Source organism: Streptomyces sp. NPDC050738 (assembly GCF_040654175.1).
Classification (GTDB): Bacteria; Actinomycetota; Actinomycetes; order Streptomycetales; family Streptomycetaceae; genus Streptomyces.
This window is the reverse complement of sequence record NZ_JBFAHN010000003.1, coordinates 668683-689995: the sequence shown is the minus strand read 5'-3', so window position 1 is coordinate 689995 and position 21313 is coordinate 668683. Positions and strand designations below refer to the sequence as shown.

Here is a 21313-nt window from a genome sequence, read left to right as displayed (position 1 = left end):
ACACACGAAGAGCGCTGCACCCCCCTCCGAGTGCAGCGCTCTTCGTGAGTCTTTGGCGTTACGCGGCGGAAGCGCCCTTACGCCGACGCACGACGACCAGCGCACCGGCGCCGAGCGCGACGGCGAGGCCGCCCGTGATCCCGATGGCGGGGACCATGGAGGACGAACCGGTCTCGGCGAGGCTGCCGGACGCGGGGATCTCCGAAGTGGTGCCGCCCTGCGGCTTCTTGCCCTCGTCGTCGCCCTTGCCGGGCGTCGCCTCTCCCGGCTCCTCGTTGTCGCTGCCCGGTGCGAGCACCGTGAAGTCCCACTCGCTGTAGGCGGTGTGGAAGCAGTTCATGGCGGCGTCGACGTATCCGCCGAGGCCAAGGGTGTAGCCGTCGCCCTTGGGGGCCTTCGCGCCGATGTTCACGCGCAGCTTGAGGTCGACGTACTGCTTCGCGGCGAGCGTGGTCTCACCGATGAAGATGCCGTTGCCGAAATCGGCGGGCATCGACGTCCAGGTCTTGGCGTCGGCGTCCCAGTACTGAAGCTGGGCGAAGGTGCTCAGCCAGGCGTTCTCGTCGTCGCTCATCGAGTCGTTGTCCATGAAGAGCGCCCACTGGACGGCGCCGAGGTCCTGCTTGGACGTGTTGGTCGCCCGCAGCGAGAACGAGTGCCAGCCGCTGCCGGCGACGATCTTCCCCGGCAGCCCGTGGATGCTCATCTCCAGCGCGGAGCCGATGTCGGCGCCGTCCTCGTCGACGGGGCAGTCGGTCGGCTCGGCGGAAGGCGTGCTGCTCGCCGAGGCGGAGGCCGAAGCGGAGGCCGAGGCAGAGGCTGACGTGGAGGGCGCGGCGGCCGTGGCGCCGGGGGCGGGAGTCGTCTCGGACGCGGACGGCGACGCGCTCTCGGTGGCGGCCGGGGCCGACTCCGACGCGGAGGCGGAAGGCGTGACCTCGGCGCTCGCGGTCGCGGCCGGGGAGGACTCGGTGGAACCCGGGGCCTCGTCGGCGTACGCGAACGGCGCGCCCAGAACGGCGGCGGGTGCTATGACGGCGGCCGCGGCCGCGATGGCCAGGGAGTGGCGGAGCTTCATGCGGAGACCTCTGATGTCTTCATGCGGAGTGGAGAGGCCTTACCGGGGTTTGGGGGACACGGGCGGGGCCGGGGTTGCGCAAAGAAGACCCGCCAAGGAGAGGAATGGTTGCGTCCGCTCTCACAGAATTTTTATGTGACGCCGGTCACATCACGTGGTGCACAACCTTCGCCGCCGCCTCCGGGTCGTATCTGTGCCGCTGCGGTCACAGCAGTCGCACAGGTCCCGTCGAACCCAGAGAGCCGTGATGAGACGCCTTTCCCTTGTAGTTGCCGCAGCAGGGTTGATAGCCGTCGGTGCGGGCGGCGGTGCTTCTGCCTTCGCCGATACGGTCACGCCGGGCGCTTCGGCGTCGGCCGCCCCCGCCTCCGCCGCCGCCCCCGTCTTCACGCTGAGTGGTGAGGACACGGTCGCCGTCCACCCGTATCCCGACAGCGGGGCGCCGAAGGCGAGCAGCTTCGACGTCAGGCTCTACAACCCCAGCCAGGACATGGAGAACGGTGCCTACCAGGGCGACTACACCGTCACCTTCGACCTGAGCGGTCTTGCCGGCGTCGCCGACATCGCCTTCGACGGCGAGGCGTCCAACGCCGACTGCAAAGTCACCGGCGCGACCGCCGTCTGCACGGACAGCGGCATCTGGCCGGGCCTCAGCGCTGCCGCCCGCGTCAAGGTCACCGCTGCCAAGGGCAGCAAGCTCGGCGCCTCCGGCACCATGAAGGTGACCGGCAAGGCGGACGGCGCGACCTTCACCTCCTTCTCGACCGAGGTGACCGTCGGCGGCCCCGACCTCGTCATGAAGAAGCTGCCGCTGAAGCAGGCGATGAAGCCGGGGCAGATCCAGCGGGGCACGCTCTCCTTCGCCAACAACGGCACCGCGGACGCGGAGGGCGTTCTGCTCACCCTGAAGGCCTCGCACGGCCTTGAGTTCGCCGAGAAGTACGGCAACTGCGAGTACTCCAAGGACGACGCCTTCGGTGCCGGAACCGACGTGCAGTGCCACTTCCCCGGTACGTACAAGGCGGGCACGGTCTATGACCTGAGCTCGTCGCTCGGCATCAAGGCCACCGACCACGCGTACATCGAGGGCTTCATCTACCGGATCGAGGAGGACACGACGGGCGTGAAGTGGCGGTCGAACGCGGCGCCGCTCCTCACCGCAGTCCAGAAGAAGATCTCCCCGCGGTCCTCGGACCTCGACCCCTGGGACAACCAGCAGGAGTTCGACTTCCTGACCGCGAACAAGGCCGACTTCCGGGCGTACGGCGACGTCGTCACCGGCAAGGCGGGCGCGACCGTCAAGACGAAGGTGGGCTTCCGGAACAAGGGGCCCGCCTGGATCGCGTACCTGCGCTCCGGTGAATCCGTGGCGACCGTCGACTTCACCGTCCCGGCCGGCGCCGAGGTCACCAAGAAGCCCGAGGGCTGCGCCGCCCGCACCGCGGCCGGCGAGTACCGCGAGAAGGAGCTCGGCGCGCCCCGCTACTTCTGCCTCACCTCGTCCATGGTCCTCGACGGTGCCGACTTCGCGCTGCCCTTCGAGCTGAAGATCAACAAGGTGGTGAAGGACGCCAAGGGTGCGGTCACCGTACGGAACCCGTACCTGCAGCAGCCGAAGCTCCCCTTCGAGGCCGACGCCTCGAACAACACCGCCCAGCTGATCATCAACGGCACCCCGAAGCCTGCCCCCAGCGCCTCGGCCACCCCGTCCCCGACGGCCAGTGCCACCACCTCGTCCACCACCGGCGGCAACACCAACACCACGACCAACAGCGGCGGCGGCTCCCTCGCCTCCACCGGTTCCTCGTCGCTGCTCCCGATGGGCGCCGCCGCTTTCGCGCTCGCCGCGGGCGGTGCGCTGTACGTCGTCGCGCGCAGGCGCAAGGCGTAGTCGCCGGTACGTGACGTAGCGAAGGGCCCCGCGGAATCGCCTCCGCGGGGCCCTTGGCGTACAGCACCGACGTCAGGGCAGCGCCGGTGCCGATGCGCGGCGCCGGGGGGTCGCGCCGCTGTTTCTGTGCGCCGGGTCGGCCACCCGGCGCACAAGGGGCGCGCGGCTGGTCTCGACCTTTGGCAACTGGGGTGCGCAGTACGGGGGTTGTCTCTGCATCGTGCTGGATCGGCGGCAGCCTGCGCAACCGTTTGGACCGGATCCCGCACTGGGGCGGTCGGCACCGGGCGTCCCCGGAGCCGACCGCCTTTTTCTGTGTGACCGGGCTGCTGTCCCCTGCCGTCCGGTCACGATTGCTGGGGCGAGGTCCCACGACGCACGTGCAGTACGTCTCACGCCCCAGCGAAGCCACGCGTGGTGTTCGCCCGGACCAACGAAGAGGCCGTGGGGCGGTCACGCGCCATACGGGTGGGGGCGGTGTCCGAACGCAGATACGGGGGCCGGGGGCAGCCCGCGCGGGGTCAGATACGGCCCCGGCACAGCTCCAGCATCGTCATCGCCAGCGACGTGCCCGGCTTGCCCAGCGCGTCGCTGTAGTGGCTGAGGACCTCCATCTCGCGCGAGAGGTTCACCCGGCGGCCGCCCGACGTCATACGGGCCTCCTGGATGACGGCCGAGACGGCCATCCGTTCCTGGATCAGGCCGATGATCCTGTCGTCCATCGCGTCGATACGGGTGCGGGCGTCGGCGATGAGCGTCTCGGTGCTCTCGGTGCTCTCGGTGCTGGTCGTCGTCGTCATGTCCGTGGCTCCTGGTGGGAAGAGGGGTGTCCCCTGACCGACCAGGTCCGGAATGCAGCAGACGCCCCGGACCTTGTCGGCCCGGGGCGCCTGGGAAGTTGCTGGCTAGTTGCTCAAGCAGCACGACCATGGCAGCCGGTGGGCCCGGTGCCATAGGTAAAGACGCCATACGTCGAGGCGTGCGTGAGGTGCTTGTGCATGGGGTCAGTATGGCGGGGCTTCGGAGACTGAGACAAGTCCGATGTCCGCGGGCCGTTAGAATCGACAAACACAGCCCCCTTTGCATCGCCGGAAGGCCGCCCCCGTGCCAGCAGCACCCCCCGCCGCCCCCGACAGCAGCCCGGACGTAGTCCTCGTTGTCGACTTCGGCGCGCAGTACGCCCAGCTCATCGCCCGTCGCGTCCGTGAGGCGCGGGTCTACAGCGAGATCGTGCCCAGCACGATGCCCGTGGCCGAGATGCTGGCCAGGAACCCGAAGGCGATCATCCTCTCCGGTGGTCCGTCCTCCGTGTACGCGGAAGGCGCCCCGACCGTCGACCGCGCGCTCTTCGAGGCCGGGGTCCCGGTCTTCGGGATGTGCTACGGCTTCCAGCTCATGGCCACCACCCTGGGCGGCACCGTCGACGACAACGGGGCCCGCGAGTACGGCCGTACCGAGCTCACCGTCTCCCAGGGCGACTCCACCCTCTTCGCGGGAACCCCCGCCGACCAGCAGGTGTGGATGTCGCACGGCGACGCGTGCAGCGCGGCCCCCGAGGGCTTCATCGTCTCGGCGTCCACGGACGTCGTGCCGGTCGCCGCCTTCGAGAACGACGAGAAGCGGCTGTACGGGGTCCAGTACCACCCCGAGGTCATGCACTCCACGCACGGCCAGCAGGTCCTGGAGCACTTCCTCTACCGGGGAGCGGGCATCGAGCCGACCTGGACCACCGGCAACGTGATCGAGGAGCAGGTCGCCCTCATCCGCGAGCAGGTCGGCACCAAGCGCGCCATCTGCGGGCTCTCCGGCGGCGTCGACTCGGCGGTGGCCGCGGCCCTCGTACAGAAGGCCATCGGCTCCCAGCTGACCTGTGTGTACGTCGACCACGGGCTGATGCGCCAGGGCGAGACCGAGCAGGTCGAGAAGGACTTCGTCGCGGCCACGGGCGTGCAGCTCAAGGTCGTCGACGCCGAGAAGCGCTTCCTGGACGCGCTCGCCGGGGTCAGTGACCCGGAGCAGAAGCGGAAGATCATCGGGCGCGAGTTCATCCGCGTCTTCGAGCAGGCGCAGGCCGAGATCATCGCCGAGGGCGGCGAGGACGTGGCCTTCCTGGTGCAGGGCACCCTGTACCCGGACGTCGTCGAGTCCGGCGGCGGCACCGGCACCGCCAACATCAAGTCCCACCACAATGTGGGCGGGCTCCCCGACGACATCGAGTTCGAGCTCGTCGAGCCGCTGCGCCAGCTCTTCAAGGACGAGGTCCGGATGGTCGGCCAGCAGCTCGGGCTGCCGGACGAGATCGTCCAGCGCCAGCCGTTCCCGGGCCCCGGCCTCGGGATCCGCATCGTCGGTGAAGTGACCAAGGAGCGGCTCGACCTGCTGCGCGAGGCCGACGCCATCGCCCGCGAGGAGCTGACGGCGGCCGGTCTCGACCGCGAGATCTGGCAGTGCCCCGTCGTGCTGCTCGCCGATGTGCGCTCGGTGGGCGTGCAGGGCGACGGGCGGACGTACGGGCACCCGATCGTGCTCCGTCCTGTCTCGTCCGAGGACGCCATGACGGCGGACTGGACGCGAATGCCGTACGACGTGCTCGCGAAGATCTCGACGCGCATCACCAACGAGGTGGCCGATGTGAACCGGGTGGTGCTCGACGTGACGAGCAAGCCGCCGGGCACCATCGAGTGGGAGTAATTCCCCATCGTTTTACGCGACTGTGCCGTCGCCCGCCGTGTGCGGGCGGCGGCACAGTCGTATCTGCTCCGGTTCTGTTCCGGTCTACTCCGGTTCCATCGTGAAGTCCTCGAAGTCGAAGCCCGGGGACACGATGCAGCTGACCAGGGTCGGCTCCGTGCCGCCCGCCGGCTCCGCCGACTGCAACGCGCCTGCGGGGACGAGGAGTTGGGGCAGCTCGCCTTTGGCCACGTCCGGGCCCAGGACGTGTTCCTCGCCCGCGATCGTCAGGCGCAGCGGGCCGCCCCGATGCCAGAGCCACAGTTCGTCCGAGCGGACCGTGTGCGGGCGTGAGATCTCGCCGGGGTGGAGCAGGAAGTAGATGCCGGTCGCGTACGCGCGCGGGCCCGGATAGCCCGCGGGAGTGCCCGTGGCCGAGGTCTTCCAGGTCTCGCGGTACCAGCCGCCCTCGGGGTGGGGCTGCAGGCCGAGAAGTTCGATCAGTTCGGAAAGGTCGGATGCCATGCATTCCATGCTGCCGTAACCGCAGGTAGCTTGCGCCCATGACTGAGATGCCCGCGCCCGGCCCCGCGTCCGGCCCCGCCCCCATACCTGTCGAGCAGCTCGAATTCGCGCTGCCGCCCGTCCACGAGAACGTCGAGGACGAGCGGGCGTACCGGAAGCGACGGCTCGCCGGGGCGCTGAGAATCTTCGGGGAGTACGGGTACGAGGAGGGCGTCTCGGGGCATATCACCGCGCGCGACCCGGAGTTCGACGACTGCTACTGGGTCAATCCCTTCGGGCTGCCCTTCGCACACGTGCAGGTCGGCGACCTCGTGCTCGTCAACGGCGACGGGCAGGTCGTCGAAGGGCGCCGGCACGTCAATCAGGCGGCTTTCGCCGTCCACGCCCAGGTGCACCGGGCCCGGCCCGACGTCGTCGCCGTCGCCCACAGCCACTCGCTGTACGGGCGGGCGCTTGCCGCGCTGGGCGGGCTGATCGAGCCGTACACCCAGGAGGCGTGCGCGTTCTTCGAGGACCACGCGCTGTACGACGCGTACACGGGTGTCGTCGTGGACGAGGAGGAGGGACGGGCGATCGCGGCCGTCCTCGGCGCGTACAAGGCCGTCGTCCTGCGCAATCACGGGGTGCTGACCGTCGGGGATTCGGTGGATGCGGCGGCCTGGTGGTTCATCAGCATGGAGCGGTGCGCGCAGGTGCAGCTGGCGGCCCGGGGGGCGGGGCGGCCGGTGCTGATCGACCCGAAGAAGGCTCTGGCCACCAGGGATCAGCTGGGGAGCGATCTTGTGGCGTGGATCAACTACCAGCCGCTCTGGCGCCGGTGGGTGGAGATGCTTCCCTCGTGATGTGCTTCTTCGTCAACCTGATGGAACGTCAATCACCCCGGCTGAGCTGACCTGCTGCGTGGGGCGCTCCCTCCGTACGGCACAATTCGCCTGCGACGGACGGTTGTTGAAGTCCGCGTTTGGGTTTCATCGGGGTGGGGAAGGCGGCGTTCTTCGTGGCGGTGCAGGAAGCAAGGCAGAGCGGCGAGCGGCACAGCGGTGGCTGCACGTGCGGCGACTGCCCGCACGGGGCGCGCGAGGGGCATCGGCGCGCGGTCGCCGCGTTCCTGGTGAAGCGGGACGAACTCGCTGCCGGGCAGGGGCTGCCGGGGGCCGTCGCGCACTCGGCGGGGGCCTCGCGGCAGTGGGTGTCGGACGAGCTGACGCAGTCCGCGCGCGCGGTGGCCGAGCGGAGCCGCGAGGCCGGTGAGGCGTGGCCTCAACTGGTGTGGCGGCGAACGGTGTTCGTGGTGTGGGGCGCCGTGCTCGCCCTGGTGATCGTGCAGACCGCGACGGCCATCGGGGCCGGGTGGTCGGCTGCCCGTACGGCCGGTCTTGTCGCCGCCGTGGTGGTGGGCGGACTCCTGACCGGCGCGGCGTGGGTGCACCGGGCGCGGGGCGGGGTGCTCGCCCCGGTCGTCGGGGAGGACAACCGCCTTTCCACCTCGCGTGCGGTCGCGGGGGTGTGGGTGCTGGTCGTCGTCTTCGCCGTGCTCGTGCTCGCCCTTGAGCTGGCGCAGGCCTCCGGGCACGGTGAACGGGACGCGCTGATCGACGGGATGGAGATCGCGCGGGGCGCCGGTGTGGTGACCGTGCTGGCGCTGGTCTGTGCGGTCGCGGTGGTCGTGCGGCGGGTCGTGGGCGTACGCGTGCATGCGCAGAAGCTCCAGAAGGTACGGGCCGACCGGCCGCGCGCCGCCGATCTGCTGACCGACGACTCGGGGCGCGGGAGCTTCACGGACGTGCAGTACGTGCTGGTGAGCGGGGTGGGCCTGGTGTTCGCCCTCGTACGGCTGGCACGGCGGCCCGAGCAGCTGCCCGATCTGCCGTGGGGGCTCGCGCTGGTGGTGGCGGTGTCGGCGCTCACGTACTTCGCGGGGAAGTACGCGGAGGGCGGGCGGCCCGTGGTGCTTTCCGTGGTGCGGGCCCGGGAGGCCGGGGATCTGGACGCGCCGATCCGGACCGGCGACGACATCGAGATCCGCGGTGCGGGGTTCGTGCCGCCGGGGGCGCAGACGCCGGAGCGGCTGGCGCGGATGGTGGTGCGGATCGGGGCGGTGCATGTGCATGTGCCGCTGGTGCCGGTGGTGGGCGGGTTCGCGAACCCTACGGACACGGTGCTGACCGTGCCGGTGCCGGTGGAGGTGGAGCCGGGGGTGGTCGACGTGCGGGTGGTGACGGCGGCGGGCCTGGAGACGGCCCCCCACACGATCGACGTGACCGACTGAAGCGGCCGCAGGCCGCTTGCCGGGCGGGGGGCGCGTGCGAATGAGTCCGAACGCCGCGCCATACGTATCCCTATTCGAGACCCGCAGGGAGAATCGTGCCTGCAGACCGGGCGAGCGGAGAGGTGGGACCTGTCATGGTTCACGGTTATCGGATGGACGGCGGCACCACCACACCCCTCGGAGGGATCCAGGAGTCGGAAGGCTGGCGGGCGGTCGCCCGGCGGTACTCGCTGCTGCCGCTGCGCCTCTTTCTCGGCATCACCTTCGTCTACGCGGGCATCGACAAGCTCACCGACAACGCCTTCTTCCACACCACGGGAGCCGGCTCCATCGGCGAGCTGATGACCAACGTGCGCGACAGCGCCGCGATCCCCGCCCTCGTCGACCTCGCGCTGAAGAACCCCGCCGGGTTCGGCTACGCCATCGCCTTCGGTGAACTCGCCGTCGGCGTCGGCATTCTGCTCGGGCTCTTCGGGCGGCTCGCCGCCCTCGGGGGTGCGCTGATCTCGCTCTCGCTCTGGCTGACCGTGAGCTGGCAGACCACCCCGTACTACTACGGGAACGACCTCGCCTACTTGATGGCCTGGCTGCCGCTCGTGCTCGCCGGGACACCGCTGCTCTCGCTCGACGCGATCCTGGCCGTCCGCCGGCGGCGCAGCCTGTAGGCGATCCAGTTCAGTCCGCCCGCCACCACCAGACCGGCGACCACCGCCGGAGCCCCGACCCCGGACGGGGTGCTCCACGCGTCGCCCGCATCGCCCAGGTAGGCGACGGACACCGCGATCAGGACCAGGCCCGCGAACAGCTTGCCGGGCCTGAAGTCGTGGCGGTATGCGCTGCGGTGCTGCTCACAGTGCGGCACGGGCCACCTCCGCCTGTCCGAGGCTGACCTTCAGGTCGAGGTCGATGGTGCCGCCCGAGGGGGTTCCTGTGGGCGGGGTCAGCGTCATCTGCTTGTACTGGCCGGGCGAGACGTCGAAGTCGTTCTTGTTCTCGCCGGGGATCTGGATGTCGCCCAGGCCCACGTCGACCGTCAGCTTCACCGTCGCGTTCTTCGGTACGAGGACCTTGATGCGGCCCGCGCCCACCTCCGCCTTCGTCGTCACCGTCGTCCCGGAGGGGATCTTCAGCGTGCTCAGGTCCAGCAGGCCGTCGCCCGAGCCGATGCGGTACTCCGGTTCGACCGCCGTGACCGCCGCCGGCTTCCACTCCGTATGCGCCCAGTCCGTGGAGACGTCCTTGGGGATCGCCGACGCGCCCGCGAGGAGCCCTGCTGTGATGAGGGAGAGGACGATCGTGCCCACGCCCGTACGGCCGGCGAACGCGCTGATCACGAAGCCGATGCCGAAGACCGCCAGTGCGCAGGCGAAGCCGATCTGCAGGGCCGTGCCGAGCGGCTGCTGGTTCCAGGCGATGCCCGTGCCCAGGCAGGCCGCGAGCAGGGCGAAGAGGAAGACGCGGCCGCCGATGCCGCGCGGGCCGCGTGCCGCCGCGGGGGTGCGGCGGGACGGCTTCTGGTGGGACGTGGGCACCACGTCCTGAGGGGTGTCCGCCGGGCCCCACAGATAGCCGGAGCCCACCGGGCCCGTCGTGCCGTCCTTGACGATCGGGTCCCGCCACCAGGAGGGACCGCCGGGGGCCGGCGGGGCCTTCGTCTCCGGCGGGGCGTCCGCGACCGTCGACGCGGTCATGGTGTCCAGCGTCTCGGGCGCGGCCAGGCGGCGGCGCTGGGACCAGACGGAGGAGCCCGCGACGGCCAGGCTCAGCAGGGCGGCGAAGACCAGTACGGAGACGTAACCCAGCATCGAGAGGAACAGGCCGCAGCCGACCAGCGCGAAGAGCACCGCCATCATCGACGCGCCCTCGACACGGCCGGTCAGCAGGCGGCGGGCCTCGTTCTCGTCGTCGCCGTCGAGCGGGACGAGCAGCCAGGCGAAGCCGTAGAAGATCAGGCCGATGCCGCCCGTCACGGCGAGCACGCCGAGCGCGACCCGGAAGATCACCGGGTCGAGGTCGAAGTGCCGGCCGAGCCCGCCGCACACCCCGGCGACCACCTTGTTGCTGCGGTGGCGGCGCAGCTGGGGCTGAGGCCGGGCTTCCGCTTCGGCTTGCTGGTCCGTCATACGTACATGGTGACGGGCGACGGGGGCGTGTGGGGGACAGGGCGACCCTGGGCGGCCCCTGATATTCGCGGAGCGAACCCGGGGGACATCCCTGATGCCCCTACCTGCCCGTACGTGTGACGATCGGTGCATGCCGCCAGTTGCCCCGCCTCGCGCCGACCGAGCCGAACGCGCCGCGTCCTCCGAGTCCCCGGAGGACGCACCGCTGCGCAAGCTCTACCGCAGCGCCGAGGGCCGGATGCTCGGCGGCGTCGCGCGCGGTCTCGCCGGTCACCTCGGGGTGCCCGTCGCCTGGGTCCGGGCCGCTTTCATCGTGCTGTTCACCCTGGAGGGGCTCGGCGCGCTGCTGTACGTCGCCTTCTGGTTCGTGGTGCCGCTGGGCATCGGCGGGGTGGACGCGCCGCGCGCCGCGTACGAATCCGAGGAGGACCGGACCGCGGACGGGCGCCGCAGGCTGCTCCGCAAGCCCGACAAGGGCCAGATCGTCGCGCTCATCGCGCTGATCATCGGCGGGGTCATCTTCGGCCAGAACGTCTCCGTGGGCGGCGACGCCAGCCCCTACATCTGGCCCGCGCTGCTCATCGGCGCGGGCGTCGTCCTGGTCTGGCGCCAGGTCGACAACTCGCGCCGCGCCCACTGGACCGCCGTCGGCCGCAGCAGCAGGCTGCTGCCGCTGGCCCGGGGGCTGGCGGGCGTGGCCCTGGTGGGCACGGGCTTCACCGCTTTCATCGTCATCCAGGGCTCGGCCGCCCAGCTCGGCAATCTGCTCACCGCCACGCTCGCCGTCCTCGCGGGCATCGCGCTGCTGGCCGGGCCCTGGATCGTACGGATGACACAGGACCTCTCGCAGGAGCGGCTGATGCGCATCCGGGCGCAGGAGCGGGCCGAAGTGGCGGCGCATGTGCACGACTCGGTGCTGCACACGCTGACCCTCATCCAGCGCAACGCGGACGACGGCGGGGAAGTGCGCCGGCTCGCCCGCGCCCAGGAGCGCGAACTGCGCGCCTGGCTCTACAAACCGGAGGGCACGGGCAAGGACGCCGACGAGGAGCCGGCGACCGTGGCCGACTCCGTGAAGAAGTCCGCGGCCGAGGTCGAGGACAAGCACGGCGTCCCGCTCGAAGTGGTGGTCGTCGGCGACTGCCCGCTCGACGAGAAACTGACCGCACAGATGCAGGCCGCGCGGGAAGCGATGGTCAACGCCGCCAAGTACGGTGGCGAGGGCGGGGCGGTGCAGGTCTTCGCGGAGGTCGAGGGCCGCACGGTCTTCGTGTCGGTACGGGACAGGGGACCCGGCTTCGATCTGGACTCCGTACCCGACGACCGCATGGGCGTACGAGAATCGATCATCGGCCGGATGCAGCGCCACGGCGGTACGGCGAGCCTGCGTTCCGCGCCCGAGGGCGGCACCGTGGTGGAACTGGAGATGGAGCGAGCATGACCGAGTCCAAGAGTGAAGCAACTGCCGCCGAGGAGCGCCGGGTTCGGGTCGTCCTCGTCGACGACCACCGGATGTTCCGCACGGGCGTCCAGGCCGAGATCGGGCAGACCGAGACCACGGGCGTCGAGGTCGTCGGTGAGGCGGCCGACGTCGACCAGGCGGTCACCGTCATCACGGCCACCCGCCCCGAGGTCGTCCTGCTCGACGTGCATCTGCCGGGCGGCGGCGGGGTGGAGGTGCTGCGGCGCAGCGCCGCGATGATGTCGGACGCCGAACGCCCGGTGCGTTTCCTGGCGTTGTCCGTGTCGGACGCCGCCGAGGACGTCATCGGTGTCATCCGGGGCGGTGCGCGCGGCTACGTCACCAAGACCATCACCGGCACCGACCTGGTCGACTCGATCTTCCGGGTGCAGGACGGCGACGCGGTGTTCTCGCCGCGGCTCGCGGGCTTCGTCCTCGACGCGTTCGCGTCGACCGACGCACCGCCGGTCGACGAGGACCTGGACCGCCTCACCCAGCGCGAGCGCGAGGTGCTGCGGCTGATCGCGCGCGGCTACGCCTACAAGGAGATCGCCAAGCAGCTCTTCATCTCCGTGAAGACCGTCGAGTCGCACGTCTCGGCGGTGCTCAGGAAGCTGCAGCTCTCCAACCGCCACGAGCTGACCCGCTGGGCTACGGCACGGCGACTGGTCTGACGGCGGCGAGCAGGAGGTCCGCGGTCTCCGGGTGAGGCCCGGCCTCCGCCCATTCCAGAGCTGTCCTGCCGGTGCCGTCGTCCTCGCGCAGATCCGGGTCGGCGCCACCGGCGAGCAGTGCCCGTACGACATCGAGCTCGCCCCAGCACGCGGCCGCGCACAACGGGGTGCCCTCCGAGCCGGGGCCCGAGCTCTGGGCGTCGGGGGAGGCGCCGGCGGCGAGAAGCAGGCGGACGTTCTCCGCGGCGCCCTGCACGGCGGCCGCGTACAGCGGTGTCTCGCCGTCCACGTCGGGCGCGTCCGGGTCGGCGCCGGCCTTCAGCAGGACTTTGACCTGCTTGACGTCGTGGGACATCGCGGCCCAGACGAGCTTGTCGGCCAGCTTCTTCTGCTTTCTGCGGTTCATGCACGTGACGCTAGCCCGGGAGACGGCCGTCAGCCCGTCAGCGGCTCTCGACGATCACCAGCTTGTTTCCGTCGGGGTCCCGTACGGAGAACATCGGCGGTACGCCGCCGCCCCAGCGCGTGATCTCCTCGTCCACGTCCGCTCCGTGGGCCAGCAGCGCCGCGTGGGCGGAGGCGGCGTCGGGGGTCAGGAGCCGGATGCCCGTGTCGATGCCGGTGGGGATGTCCTCGCGGGTGGGGATCAGGGCGACGGAGGTCATGGCGTTCGCGGGGGCGACCTCCAGCCAGCGCCAGCCGTTGCCCGTGTCGGCGTCGCGGCGCAGCTCCAGGCCGAGGAGGTCCGCGTAGAACTTCAGGGCGCGGCCCTGGTCGGCCACGGGGACGGCGACCGACCCGATTCCGGTGATGCTGACGGGGATGGCGTCGGGGGACTTCTCGTTGTCTGTCATGAAGCGGGGACTCCTTCGCGCGGGGAAACTCATCGGCCGGCGGCGACCGCGCGTGCGTAGAGGGCCAGGGCGGCGTGGCCGAACACCGGGGCGTAGCTGATCCAGTGGACGCGGCCGCCCGTCTCGTGGCCGCCCGTGTCGCCGATGACCGTGCCGGTGCGGGTGGCCGGGTCGTAGGAGGTGATCCAGGGGCCGCCGGAGACTCCGCCGTAGAAGCCGCCGCAGACCATTTGGAGCTGGTGGTGGCCGGGGAGGCGGGTGGTGGGGGCGGTGCAGGTGATGGGCTGGTGGCTTCTGTTGATCTTGGGGCTGGAGGGGTAGCCGATGACGGTGACGCGCTGGGTGTAGGTGGTCGTCGCGGTGAGGGTGAGGGCGCCGGTCCTCTGCTCGACGGGGGCGGCCACGCGGGCGAAGGCGACGTCCAGGTCCGTGTCACGGGGGTAGCCGGGGTCGGTGAAGAGGGCGGTGACGGGGTGGACGCCGTAGGGCTGGGCGGTGGCCGGGGCGCCGTAGCGGTACTGGGGGACGAAGACGCGGTGGTGCGCCGCGCGCAGGGGGCGGGCGCAGTGGGCCGCGGTGAGGATCAGGTCCCGGGTGGGGCTGTGGACCACGCTGCCGGTGCAGGACGTGGTGCCGGTGCCGACGGCCGGGGAGTCGAAGAAAAAGGTGCCGACCGGAGGGATGCCTTTGAAGTACGTGCCGTTGACGGCAGGCGAGGCGCGGGGCGCGGATGAGGCGCTCGGCACGGAGTCGAGGGGCGTGGCCGTGGCCATGCGGTCTGCGGTCCAGTAGGGCCGCTGGGGAGGCTGCTGGGGCGGGCAGAGGGCCGCGCACAGGGTCAGTGTCGTCAACCAGAGTTTCCACACGCGCCGTACGGTACGACGTAAAAACCGGGCAAAGCGGGTAACCCGCAGGGTCGGAAGGGCATCTTCCCCGGCGTGATGAGCCTGACGGGGACACCCTTCTTCCTGACCACCATCGTCCTGACCGTGGTGGCCGTCGTGCTGCCGCTGGTGCTGTGGAGCCGGGTCCGCGGCCCTGCGGCGGTGCGGGGCGGGGCGCGGCTGGTGATGCTCGTGTTCGCACAGGCCGCGGCCGTGATGACCGTGTTCGTGGCGGTGAACAACAGCAACGGTCTCTACGACAACTGGGCCGATCTCCTCGGCACGGGCAACCACATCGAGGCCGCGCCGAATCTGGGGGACGACGGCCTCGGCGGCAAGAAGATGGCCAACGAGCCGGTGACCCGCCAGGAGTTCAAGGCGGTGCACGACGGGCGGATGGGCAGCGGGGTGAAGGTCACCCAGCTGCACGGGCCCGTGTCGAAGGTGAAGGGCGAGGTGTACGTGTGGCTGCCGCCGCAGTACAGCGACCCGGCCTACCGGAACCGGAAGTTCCCCGTGGTCGAACTGCTCGGCGGCTACCCGGGGTCCCCCAAGTCGTGGTTCGGGACCCTGCATGTGAACACGCAGCTGGCGTCCCGGATGAAGCGGGGGGACATCGCACCGTTCATCCTCGTGCAGCCGAGGACCAATGTGCTGTCGGGCCAGGACGCCGGGTGCGCCAATGTGCCCGGCATCGTCAACGCCGACTCCTGGCTGAGTGTGGACGTACGGAAGATGGTGACCGACAACTTCCGGGCCCAGACCGGGGCCAAGGGGTGGGCGGTGGCCGGGTATTCGGCCGGTGCGCACTGTGCGGTGAAGCTGGCGCTGGCGCATCCCGACCGGTACCGCGCGGCGGTCGGCCTGTCCGGCTACAACGACCCGGCCGCCGAGAAGGACTCCATCACGGCCAAGGACCCGCAGCTGCGCAAGGTGAACAATCCGCTGTGGATCCTGAAGCACGCCAAGATCCCGCCGCACGTCGCCCTTTTCGTCACGGGGCGCAAGCACGACGGGTATCTGGACGGTCTGGCCCTGCAGCGGGCCGCCAAGTCGCCCACCAGTGTGCAGGTCGGCGTCGCGGGGGCGCATGTGACCTCGGTGTGGAGGGCGCAGGTGCCCGGTGTGTTCCGGTGGCTGACCCTGCAGTTGGCGTCCTACCCGGGACGGACCGCACCCGCGAAGGGCATCTGATCGATGGGCGCGAGGCGGACGGGGGCGCCGGGGTGCGGGGCGTGGATCATCTGGCCGCCGCCCACGTACAGTCCCACGTGGCTGATGCCCGAGTAGAAGAACACCAGGTCACCGGGGGCCAGTTGGGACTGGGTGACGCGCTGCCCGGCGTTGATCTGGGTGTAGGTGGTGCGGGGGAGCGAGAGGCCGGCCGAGCGGTAGGCGGCCTGGGTGAGGCCTGAGCAGTCGAAGGCGTTCGGGCCCGTCGCGCCCCAGACGTAGGGGCTGCCGAGGGCGCCGTACGCGAAGGAGACCGCCTGCGCCGCACGGGAGTTGGGGGCCACGGCCGAGGAGCGGGCCACGGACCGGCTGGCGGCCGAGGCGGGGGCGGCGGCAGCGCTCTCGTAACTCGTGCGCTCGGGGGCGCTGAGCCGGTCGAGGAGTGCCTGCGCGTCGCGGATCTTCGCCTGGACCGCTGTCTTCTGCTTCTTCAAGTCCGCCTGGTCGGTGCGGAGTTGGGTGAAACGCGTGTCGGCGGTGGTGCGCAACTGGTCGATCTGGCCGATCTGGTGCCGAATGTCATCGATATCGGCGCTCTGGCGCGCGCCCAGCTGGTCGGTCATCGCGGCCCGGTCCAGGAACTGCGAGGCGTCCGAGGAGAGCAGCACCTGCACGGTCGGGTCGATGCCCCCGGTGCGGTACTGGGCGGCCGCGCTCTGCCCGATCTGGCGCCGGGCGGCGTTGAGGGTCTCGGTCTTGCGGGCGGCCTCGTCCTGCAGCGCGGAGATGGCCTTCTGGGTGGCCTGGGTCTTCTGCTTGGCGCCGTTGTACGCCTCGGTGGCGACCTCCGCCTCCTGGTACAGCTTGTCGACCTTCGCCTTGACCTGAGCGGGGGTGAGGTTCGGCTCCGCGTGCCCGGTGCCTTCGAAGGCGGTGGCCGATGCCACGGTGGCGATCGCGAGGGTGGCCGCGGTGCGGGCGGCGGGGCCGGTGAGCGGGCGCTGCTTGGGTTTTCGGTGAGCGGCCACGAGGGCGGGTCACGTCCTTCCGTATGACGTCCGTATCCGCGCGTCACGTCCGTGACGCGCGTCCGGCGGCGGCCCGCACAGGGGGAGCGGGCCGCCGCCGGTTCTTTCGGCGGTGGTGACCGACAGTCGTCCGGCCCTTCTCCTGCGGATCGGACGGGACGGCGGTGGGGAGCCGGTCACCTGGAGAAGGACGCTAAACCTGAGGTTGCGCGAAAGCGCTGGTTTGCCTTGAAGTGGTTCATTTTGGTCATGGAGTGAGCGGCTGTGACCGGTGAATGCGCACGACCTGAGTGAAAGATGGTGTCAAGGGGTGGCTAGGGTCTGGCCCATGGACGTACTGATCAATGTCTTCGTGGGCCTGCACATCATCGGCATCGCCTCGCTGCTCGGTGGTTTCCTGACCCAGATGAAGGCGATGGGCGCGGGCACGGCGCGCTTCGTGCCCGCGATGCTGCACGGGGCGCTGACGATGCTGGTCACGGGGGTCGCGCTGGTCGGCCTCAACCAGGCCGACGACCACACGGTCAACAACGTCAAGATCGGCATCAAGCTGGCGGTCCTGATCGTGATTCTCGGCCTGGTCTACGTCAAGCGTGACGAGGAGAAGGTCGAGAAGGCGCTGTTCGGTGCGGTCGGCGGCCTGACCGTGGCCAACATCTTCATCGCGGTGCTGTGGACGTGAGGCTGAGGTGAGCCCGGCGTGAGTCAGGCCGGGCGCACCGAGCCGTAGATCGGCATGTAGTAGATCGACTCCTCGCGGACATTCGCGCCGGTGTGCGGTGCGTGGATCATCTTGCCGCCGCCGATGTAGATCCCGACATGGCTGATGTCGTCGTAGAAGAAGACCAGGTCACCGGGTTGGAGATCGGCCGTCGCGATGCGCTTGCCGACCTTCACCTGGTCCCAGGTGGTGCGCGGGAGGTCGATGCCGGCGGCCTTCCAGGCGGCCTGGGTGAGGCCCGAGCAGTCGTAGGAGCTGGGGCCCGTCGCGCCCCAGACGTACGGCTTGCCCATCTGGTCGCGGGCGAAGTCGAGGACCTTGGCGGCCTTGGCCGCGTACGAACCCGAGGACGACGAACCCGAGGCGCTGCCGGAGCCGCCGCCTGACGCCGCCTCCTTCGCCGCCGCCTCCTTCGCGGCCTTCTCCGCCGCCGCCTGCTTGGCCGCCAGCTCCGCCGCCTTCTTCGCGGCCGCCTTCTGCCGCGCCTTCTCCAGCGCCGCCAGCCGTGCCTTCTCCTCCGCCGTCAGCTTCGACAGCAGCTCCCGCGTCTCGGCGAGCTTCGACTGCACCTGCCCCTTGGTGGCCTTCAGATCCGCCTGCGCGGTGGTGAGCGTCTCCAGCTGCGTGGTCGCCTCGGCGCGCTGCTTCGCCGCCGCCTTCTGCTGCGTCTCGAAGTCGTCGACCGCGTGCGTCTGCTGCGCGGACAGCTGCTTCATGGCCTGGTTCTGGTCGAAGTACGACTGCGGGTCGTCGGCGAGCAGCAGGTTCGCGGTGGTGGCGAGCGGGCCGCCCCGGTACTGCGCTGCCGCGTACTGCCCCAGCTCGCGCCGCGACTTGTTGAGCTGGTCGGTGCGTGCGGCCACGGCGTCGAGGAGCTTGTCGACCTTCTTGCGCTGCAGAGCGGTGGACTCCTTGGCGCGGTCGTACTTCTGCGTCTCGGTGCCGGCCTGCCGGTAGAGGTCGTCGACCTTCTTCTGTACGTCCTCGATGCTCGGCTTCGGCTGCGCGGGCGCGGCCTGCGCGCTCTGCGTGAGCAGCGAGACGGAGGCGAGTGCCGCGGTCGTGAGCGATACGGCGGGTACGGCTGCGCGTATTCGGGTACGCGGCTTGCGGTGGTCTGCCAAGGCAGGCGTGTTCCTTCCGTGGACCGCCTACCGGGTTAGCTGTCGGGTTCGGGCTTCGGAAGGCGCCCTACGGTCCTTTGGGGGTACGGACCGATTCACCCCGGTGGTGCTTGGTGGGTCCCCGGCTCCAACTGCCGTACGACGCAGGTCGTGCGGCAGAGCGGACTCGGCGCGGCGGCGCGCTCCGGCGCGGTTCGCCGGTGGGGGTACGGCCACCTGAGCGAGCACGGTAGCGGCCTCCTGTGGCGGGTGGGAAGCCTGATGTTCGATATGCCCGATACATTTTCGTGACCTGCGGGACGGACCTCCCGAAAGCGGTCTCCGGCCGCTACAGGAGCGGGGGCCGGGGATACCGACCCGGAGTGTCACTGGTCCGGCCTAGACTCGGTGGACGATGAGCAGCCTCTTTGACGACAGCTTCCTGGCGAACCTCCAGCCCACCGAGGACGCGCCTCCGCCCCCCGAGGACCACGCCCCCGAGGAGGTCCCCGCCGACCTCTTCGGCGGCGCCTTCGACGGGCCGCCTCGTGACGCGTACTACCGCGACGGCGCCCCCCGCCCCGCCGTGGACCCCGCCGCGCTCCTCGACGGCCTGAACGCCGAGCAGCGCGCGGCGGTCGTGCACTCCGGGTCCCCGCTGCTCATCGTGGCCGGCGCGGGTTCCGGCAAGACCCGGGTGCTCACCCACCGCATCGGGCACCTCCTGGGCGCCCGCGGCGTCCACCCCGGCCAGATCCTCGCGATCACCTTCACCAACAAGGCCGCGGGCGAGATGAAGGAGCGCGTCGAGAATCTGGTGGGCCCGCGCGCCCACGCCATGTGGGTCCTGACCTTCCACAGCGCGTGCGTCCGCATCCTGCGCCGCGAGTCGAAGAAGCTCGGCTTCACGTCGTCGTTCTCGATCTACGACGCCGCGGACTCCAAGCGGCTCATGGCCCTGGTCTGCCGGGATCTGGACCTGGACCCCAAGAAGTTCCCGCCCAAGGCCTTCAGCGCCAAGATCTCCAACCTCAAGAACGAGCTCATCGACGAGGAGACCTTCGCCTCGACGGCCGCCGACGGCTTCGAGAAGACCCTCGCCGAGGCGTACGCGATGTACCAGGGGCGCCTCCGCGAGGCGAACGCCCTCGACTTCGACGACATCATCATGACCACGGTGCACCTGCTCCAGGCGTTCCCGGACGTCGCCGAGCACTACCGGCTGCGCTTCCGCCACGTCCTGGTCGACGAGTACCAGGACACCAACCACGCCCAGTACACGCTGGTCAAGGAGCTGGTGGGGTCGGGCCCCGCCCCCGCCGAGCTGTGCGTCGTCGGTGACGCGGACCAGTCGATCTACGCCTTCCGAGGCGCGACGATCCGCAACATCATGCAGTTCGAAGAGGACTACCCCGACGCGACGACGATCCTCCTGGAGCAGAACTACCGCTCCACGCAGACGATCCTCTCCGCCGCCAACGCCGTCATCGAGCGCAACGAGAGCCGCCGCCCCAAGAACCTGTGGACCGACGCGGGCGAGGGCGCGAAGATCGTCGGCTATGTCGCGGACACCGAGCACGACGAGGCGCAGTTCATCGCCGAGGAGATCGACCGGCTCACGGACGCGGGCGACGCGAAGGCATCGGACGTCGCCGTCTTCTACCGTACGAACGCCCAGTCCCGTGTCTTCGAAGAGATCTTCATCCGGGTCGGGCTCCCGTACAAGGTCGTCGGCGGGGTGCGCTTCTACGAGCGCAAGGAGGTCAGGGACATCCTGGCGTACCTCCGGGTCCTCTCCAATCCCGAGGACACCGTCCCGCTGCGCCGCATCCTGAACGTACCCAAGCGCGGGATCGGCGAGCGCGCCGAGGCGATGATCGACGCGCTCGGGCTGCGGGAGAAGATCAGCTTCCCGCAGGCGCTGCGCCGGGTCGACGAGGCGTACGGAATGGCGGCCCGCTCCTCGAACGCCGTCAAGCGGTTCAACGTCCTGATGGAGGAGCTGCGGACCATCGTCGAGTCGGGGGCCGGACCGGCCGTCGTACTGGAGGCCGTGCTCGAACGGACCGGCTATCTCGCCGAGTTGCAGGCATCCACCGACCCGCAGGACGAGACCCGTATCGAGAACCTCCAGGAACTGGCCGCCGTGGCCCTGGAGTTCGAGCAGGAGCGCTCGGCGGCAGGCGAGGAGGGCGCGGGCACCCTCGCCGAGTTCCTGGAGAGGGTCGCGCTCGTCGCCGACTCGGACCAGATCCCGGACGAGGACGAGGACGGCTCCGGCGTCATAACGCTGATGACGCTCCATACGGCCAAGGGCCTTGAGTTTCCTGTGGTGTTCCTGACGGGCATGGAGGACGGGGTCTTCCCGCACATGCGCGCGCTGGGGCAGGTCAAGGAGCTCGAGGAGGAGCGGCGTCTCGCGTACGTGGGGATCACGCGGGCGCGCGAGCGGCTGTATCTGACGCGCTCCACGATGCGCAGCGCCTGGGGCCAGCCCTCGTACAACCCGGCCTCGCGCTTCCTGGAGGAGATCCCGGCCCAGCACCTGGAGTGGAAGCGGACGGGTGCGATGGCGGCTCCGGCGGGGCCGACGTCGGGGATCGCCGCGTCGCTGTCCTCCTCGCGTGCGCGGGGCGGCAGCGGTGGCGCCACGGGCTTCGCCACGCGGCGTGCGAGCGACAAGCCGGTGATCACGCTGCACGTGGGGGACCGGGTCACCCACGACCAGTTCGGTCTGGGCACGGTCATGCAGGTGACCGGGACGGGCGCGGACGCCCAGGTGACGGTGGACTTCGGGGACGAGCGCCCGAAGAAGCTGCTGCTGCGGTACGCGCCGGTCGAGAAGCTGTAGTCGCTAC

General features: G+C 70.4%; 20 protein-coding genes and 1 riboswitch. Of the genes, 10 read left to right on the top strand and 10 right to left on the bottom strand.

The features are described from left to right. Positions 1 to 58: 58 nt before the first annotated feature. A complete protein-coding gene (locus AB0H78_RS11385; protein ID WP_363234035.1) occupies positions 59 to 1078 on the bottom strand; it encodes a hypothetical protein in 1020 nt (339 codons plus the stop codon). 247 nt (positions 1079 to 1325) lie between these two features. Between AB0H78_RS11385 and AB0H78_RS11380 the strand changes: the two genes are divergently transcribed. Continuing rightward, a complete protein-coding gene (locus AB0H78_RS11380) occupies positions 1326 to 2969 on the top strand; it encodes an LPXTG cell wall anchor domain-containing protein (protein ID WP_363234034.1) in 1644 nt (547 codons plus the stop codon). A gap of 521 nt (positions 2970 to 3490) precedes the next feature. On the opposite strand, the gene AB0H78_RS11375 is transcribed toward AB0H78_RS11380, so the two are convergent. Next, entirely contained in the window at positions 3491 to 3769 is a 279-nt protein-coding gene (locus AB0H78_RS11375; protein WP_363234033.1) for a chorismate mutase, read from the bottom strand. Positions 3770 to 4073: 304 nt separating this feature from the next. Here AB0H78_RS11375 and guaA point away from each other — a divergent pair, with 304 nt between their 5' ends. Next, positions 4074 to 5660, top strand: a complete 1587-nt coding sequence (gene guaA, locus AB0H78_RS11370; protein ID WP_363234031.1) for a glutamine-hydrolyzing GMP synthase — start codon at positions 4074 to 4076, stop codon at positions 5658 to 5660. A gap of 84 nt (positions 5661 to 5744) precedes the next feature. On the opposite strand, the gene AB0H78_RS11365 is transcribed toward guaA, so the two are convergent. Then, positions 5745 to 6164 (bottom strand): cupin domain-containing protein, encoded by a 420-nt coding sequence (locus tag AB0H78_RS11365; RefSeq protein WP_363234029.1) that lies wholly within the window; start codon positions 6162 to 6164, stop codon positions 5745 to 5747. Between the two features lie 47 nt (positions 6165 to 6211). On the opposite strand from AB0H78_RS11365, the gene AB0H78_RS11360 reads away from it, so the two are divergent. From AB0H78_RS11360 to AB0H78_RS11350, 3 genes are all read left to right on the top strand, one after another. Continuing rightward, on the top strand, positions 6212 to 7006 hold the full coding sequence (locus AB0H78_RS11360) for a class II aldolase/adducin family protein (RefSeq protein WP_363234127.1): 795 nt from the start codon (positions 6212 to 6214) through the stop codon (positions 7004 to 7006). 155 nt (positions 7007 to 7161) lie between these two features. Further along, entirely contained in the window at positions 7162 to 8433 is a 1272-nt protein-coding gene (locus AB0H78_RS11355; protein ID WP_363234126.1) for a hypothetical protein, read from the top strand. Between the two features lie 152 nt (positions 8434 to 8585). Continuing rightward, the gene (locus AB0H78_RS11350; protein ID WP_363234125.1) at positions 8586 to 9098 is read left to right on the top strand and encodes a DoxX family protein; all 513 of its coding nucleotides are present in this window, start codon (positions 8586 to 8588) and stop codon (positions 9096 to 9098) included. Here AB0H78_RS11350 and AB0H78_RS11345 read toward each other — a convergent pair. Both AB0H78_RS11345 and AB0H78_RS11340 read right to left on the bottom strand, forming a co-directional pair. Next, complete coding sequence (locus AB0H78_RS11345; RefSeq protein ID WP_363234027.1) at positions 9005 to 9295, bottom strand: hypothetical protein; 291 nt, start codon at positions 9293 to 9295, stop codon at positions 9005 to 9007. The genes AB0H78_RS11350 and AB0H78_RS11345 overlap by 94 nt on opposite strands. Then, complete coding sequence (locus tag AB0H78_RS11340; RefSeq protein WP_363234026.1) at positions 9282 to 10556, bottom strand: PspC domain-containing protein; 1275 nt, start codon at positions 10554 to 10556, stop codon at positions 9282 to 9284. The genes AB0H78_RS11345 and AB0H78_RS11340 overlap by 14 nt, the downstream gene beginning before the upstream one ends. 130 nt (positions 10557 to 10686) lie before the next feature. Between AB0H78_RS11340 and AB0H78_RS11335 the strand changes: the two genes are divergently transcribed. Both AB0H78_RS11335 and AB0H78_RS11330 read left to right on the top strand, forming a co-directional pair. After that, the gene (locus tag AB0H78_RS11335) at positions 10687 to 11997 is read left to right on the top strand and encodes a PspC domain-containing protein (RefSeq protein WP_363234025.1); all 1311 of its coding nucleotides are present in this window, start codon (positions 10687 to 10689) and stop codon (positions 11995 to 11997) included. After that, positions 11994 to 12692 carry a response regulator transcription factor gene (locus AB0H78_RS11330; RefSeq protein ID WP_363234024.1) on the top strand — a complete coding sequence of 233 codons (699 nt, stop codon included), beginning with the start codon at positions 11994 to 11996 and terminating at the stop codon, positions 12690 to 12692. Before AB0H78_RS11335 ends, AB0H78_RS11330 begins: the two co-directional genes overlap by 4 nt. On the opposite strand, the gene AB0H78_RS11325 is transcribed toward AB0H78_RS11330, so the two are convergent. From AB0H78_RS11325 to AB0H78_RS11315, 3 genes are read right to left on the bottom strand one after another with little or no spacing between them, the layout of a single operon-like run. After that, positions 12670 to 13098, bottom strand: coding sequence for an ankyrin repeat domain-containing protein (locus AB0H78_RS11325; protein WP_363234023.1), 429 nt, complete (start codon positions 13096 to 13098; stop codon positions 12670 to 12672). The genes AB0H78_RS11330 and AB0H78_RS11325 overlap by 23 nt on opposite strands. A gap of 37 nt (positions 13099 to 13135) precedes the next feature. Further along, a complete protein-coding gene (locus AB0H78_RS11320; RefSeq protein WP_363234022.1) occupies positions 13136 to 13546 on the bottom strand; it encodes a VOC family protein in 411 nt (136 codons plus the stop codon). Between the two features lie 29 nt (positions 13547 to 13575). Beyond that, positions 13576 to 14397 carry a trypsin-like peptidase domain-containing protein gene (locus tag AB0H78_RS11315; RefSeq protein ID WP_363234021.1) on the bottom strand — a complete coding sequence of 274 codons (822 nt, stop codon included), beginning with the start codon at positions 14395 to 14397 and terminating at the stop codon, positions 13576 to 13578. A 90-nt stretch (positions 14398 to 14487) separates the two neighbouring features. On the opposite strand from AB0H78_RS11315, the gene AB0H78_RS11310 reads away from it, so the two are divergent. Next, a complete protein-coding gene (locus AB0H78_RS11310; protein ID WP_363234124.1) occupies positions 14488 to 15624 on the top strand; it encodes an alpha/beta hydrolase-fold protein in 1137 nt (378 codons plus the stop codon). Here AB0H78_RS11310 and AB0H78_RS11305 read toward each other — a convergent pair. Further along, a complete protein-coding gene (locus AB0H78_RS11305) occupies positions 15588 to 16631 on the bottom strand; it encodes an NlpC/P60 family protein (protein WP_363234020.1) in 1044 nt (347 codons plus the stop codon). The two genes, AB0H78_RS11310 and AB0H78_RS11305, sit on opposite strands and share 37 nt — an antisense overlap. A gap of 328 nt (positions 16632 to 16959) precedes the next feature. Here AB0H78_RS11305 and AB0H78_RS11300 point away from each other — a divergent pair, with 328 nt between their 5' ends. Continuing rightward, entirely contained in the window at positions 16960 to 17313 is a 354-nt protein-coding gene (locus tag AB0H78_RS11300; RefSeq protein WP_363234019.1) for a hypothetical protein, read from the top strand. A gap of 23 nt (positions 17314 to 17336) precedes the next feature. Here AB0H78_RS11300 and AB0H78_RS11295 read toward each other — a convergent pair whose 3' ends face one another. Next, complete coding sequence (locus AB0H78_RS11295; RefSeq protein WP_363234018.1) at positions 17337 to 18476, bottom strand: NlpC/P60 family protein; 1140 nt, start codon at positions 18474 to 18476, stop codon at positions 17337 to 17339. Positions 18477 to 18484: 8 nt separating this feature from the next. Continuing rightward, positions 18485 to 18630, bottom strand: a riboswitch (cyclic di-AMP (ydaO/yuaA leader). Positions 18631 to 18870: 240 nt separating this feature from the next. On the opposite strand from AB0H78_RS11295, the gene pcrA reads away from it, so the two are divergent. After that, on the top strand, positions 18871 to 21306 hold the full coding sequence (gene pcrA / locus AB0H78_RS11290) for a DNA helicase PcrA (protein WP_363234017.1): 2436 nt from the start codon (positions 18871 to 18873) through the stop codon (positions 21304 to 21306). Positions 21307 to 21313 lie beyond the last annotated feature (7 nt).

Coding starts and splice junctions, on each gene's coding strand:
- AB0H78_RS11385 (WP_363234035.1), bottom strand. CDS start 1,078: ATGAAGCTCCGCCACTCCCTGGCCATCGCGGCCGCGGCCGCCGTCATA.
- AB0H78_RS11380 (WP_363234034.1), top strand. CDS start 1,326: ATGAGACGCCTTTCCCTTGTAGTTGCCGCAGCAGGGTTGATAGCCGTC.
- AB0H78_RS11375 (WP_363234033.1), bottom strand. CDS start 3,769: ATGACGACGACGACCAGCACCGAGAGCACCGAGAGCACCGAGACGCTC.
- AB0H78_RS11365 (WP_363234029.1), bottom strand. CDS start 6,164: ATGGCATCCGACCTTTCCGAACTGATCGAACTTCTCGGCCTGCAGCCC.
- AB0H78_RS11360 (WP_363234127.1), top strand. CDS start 6,212: ATGCCCGCGCCCGGCCCCGCGTCCGGCCCCGCCCCCATACCTGTCGAG.
- AB0H78_RS11350 (WP_363234125.1), top strand. CDS start 8,586: ATGGACGGCGGCACCACCACACCCCTCGGAGGGATCCAGGAGTCGGAA.
- AB0H78_RS11340 (WP_363234026.1), bottom strand. CDS start 10,556: ATGACGGACCAGCAAGCCGAAGCGGAAGCCCGGCCTCAGCCCCAGCTG.
- AB0H78_RS11335 (WP_363234025.1), top strand. CDS start 10,687: ATGCCGCCAGTTGCCCCGCCTCGCGCCGACCGAGCCGAACGCGCCGCG.
- AB0H78_RS11330 (WP_363234024.1), top strand. CDS start 11,994: ATGACCGAGTCCAAGAGTGAAGCAACTGCCGCCGAGGAGCGCCGGGTT.
- AB0H78_RS11325 (WP_363234023.1), bottom strand. CDS start 13,098: ATGAACCGCAGAAAGCAGAAGAAGCTGGCCGACAAGCTCGTCTGGGCC.
- AB0H78_RS11320 (WP_363234022.1), bottom strand. CDS start 13,546: ATGACAGACAACGAGAAGTCCCCCGACGCCATCCCCGTCAGCATCACC.
- AB0H78_RS11310 (WP_363234124.1), top strand. CDS start 14,488: ATGAGCCTGACGGGGACACCCTTCTTCCTGACCACCATCGTCCTGACC.
- AB0H78_RS11300 (WP_363234019.1), top strand. CDS start 16,960: ATGGACGTACTGATCAATGTCTTCGTGGGCCTGCACATCATCGGCATC.
- pcrA (WP_363234017.1), top strand. CDS start 18,871: ATGAGCAGCCTCTTTGACGACAGCTTCCTGGCGAACCTCCAGCCCACC.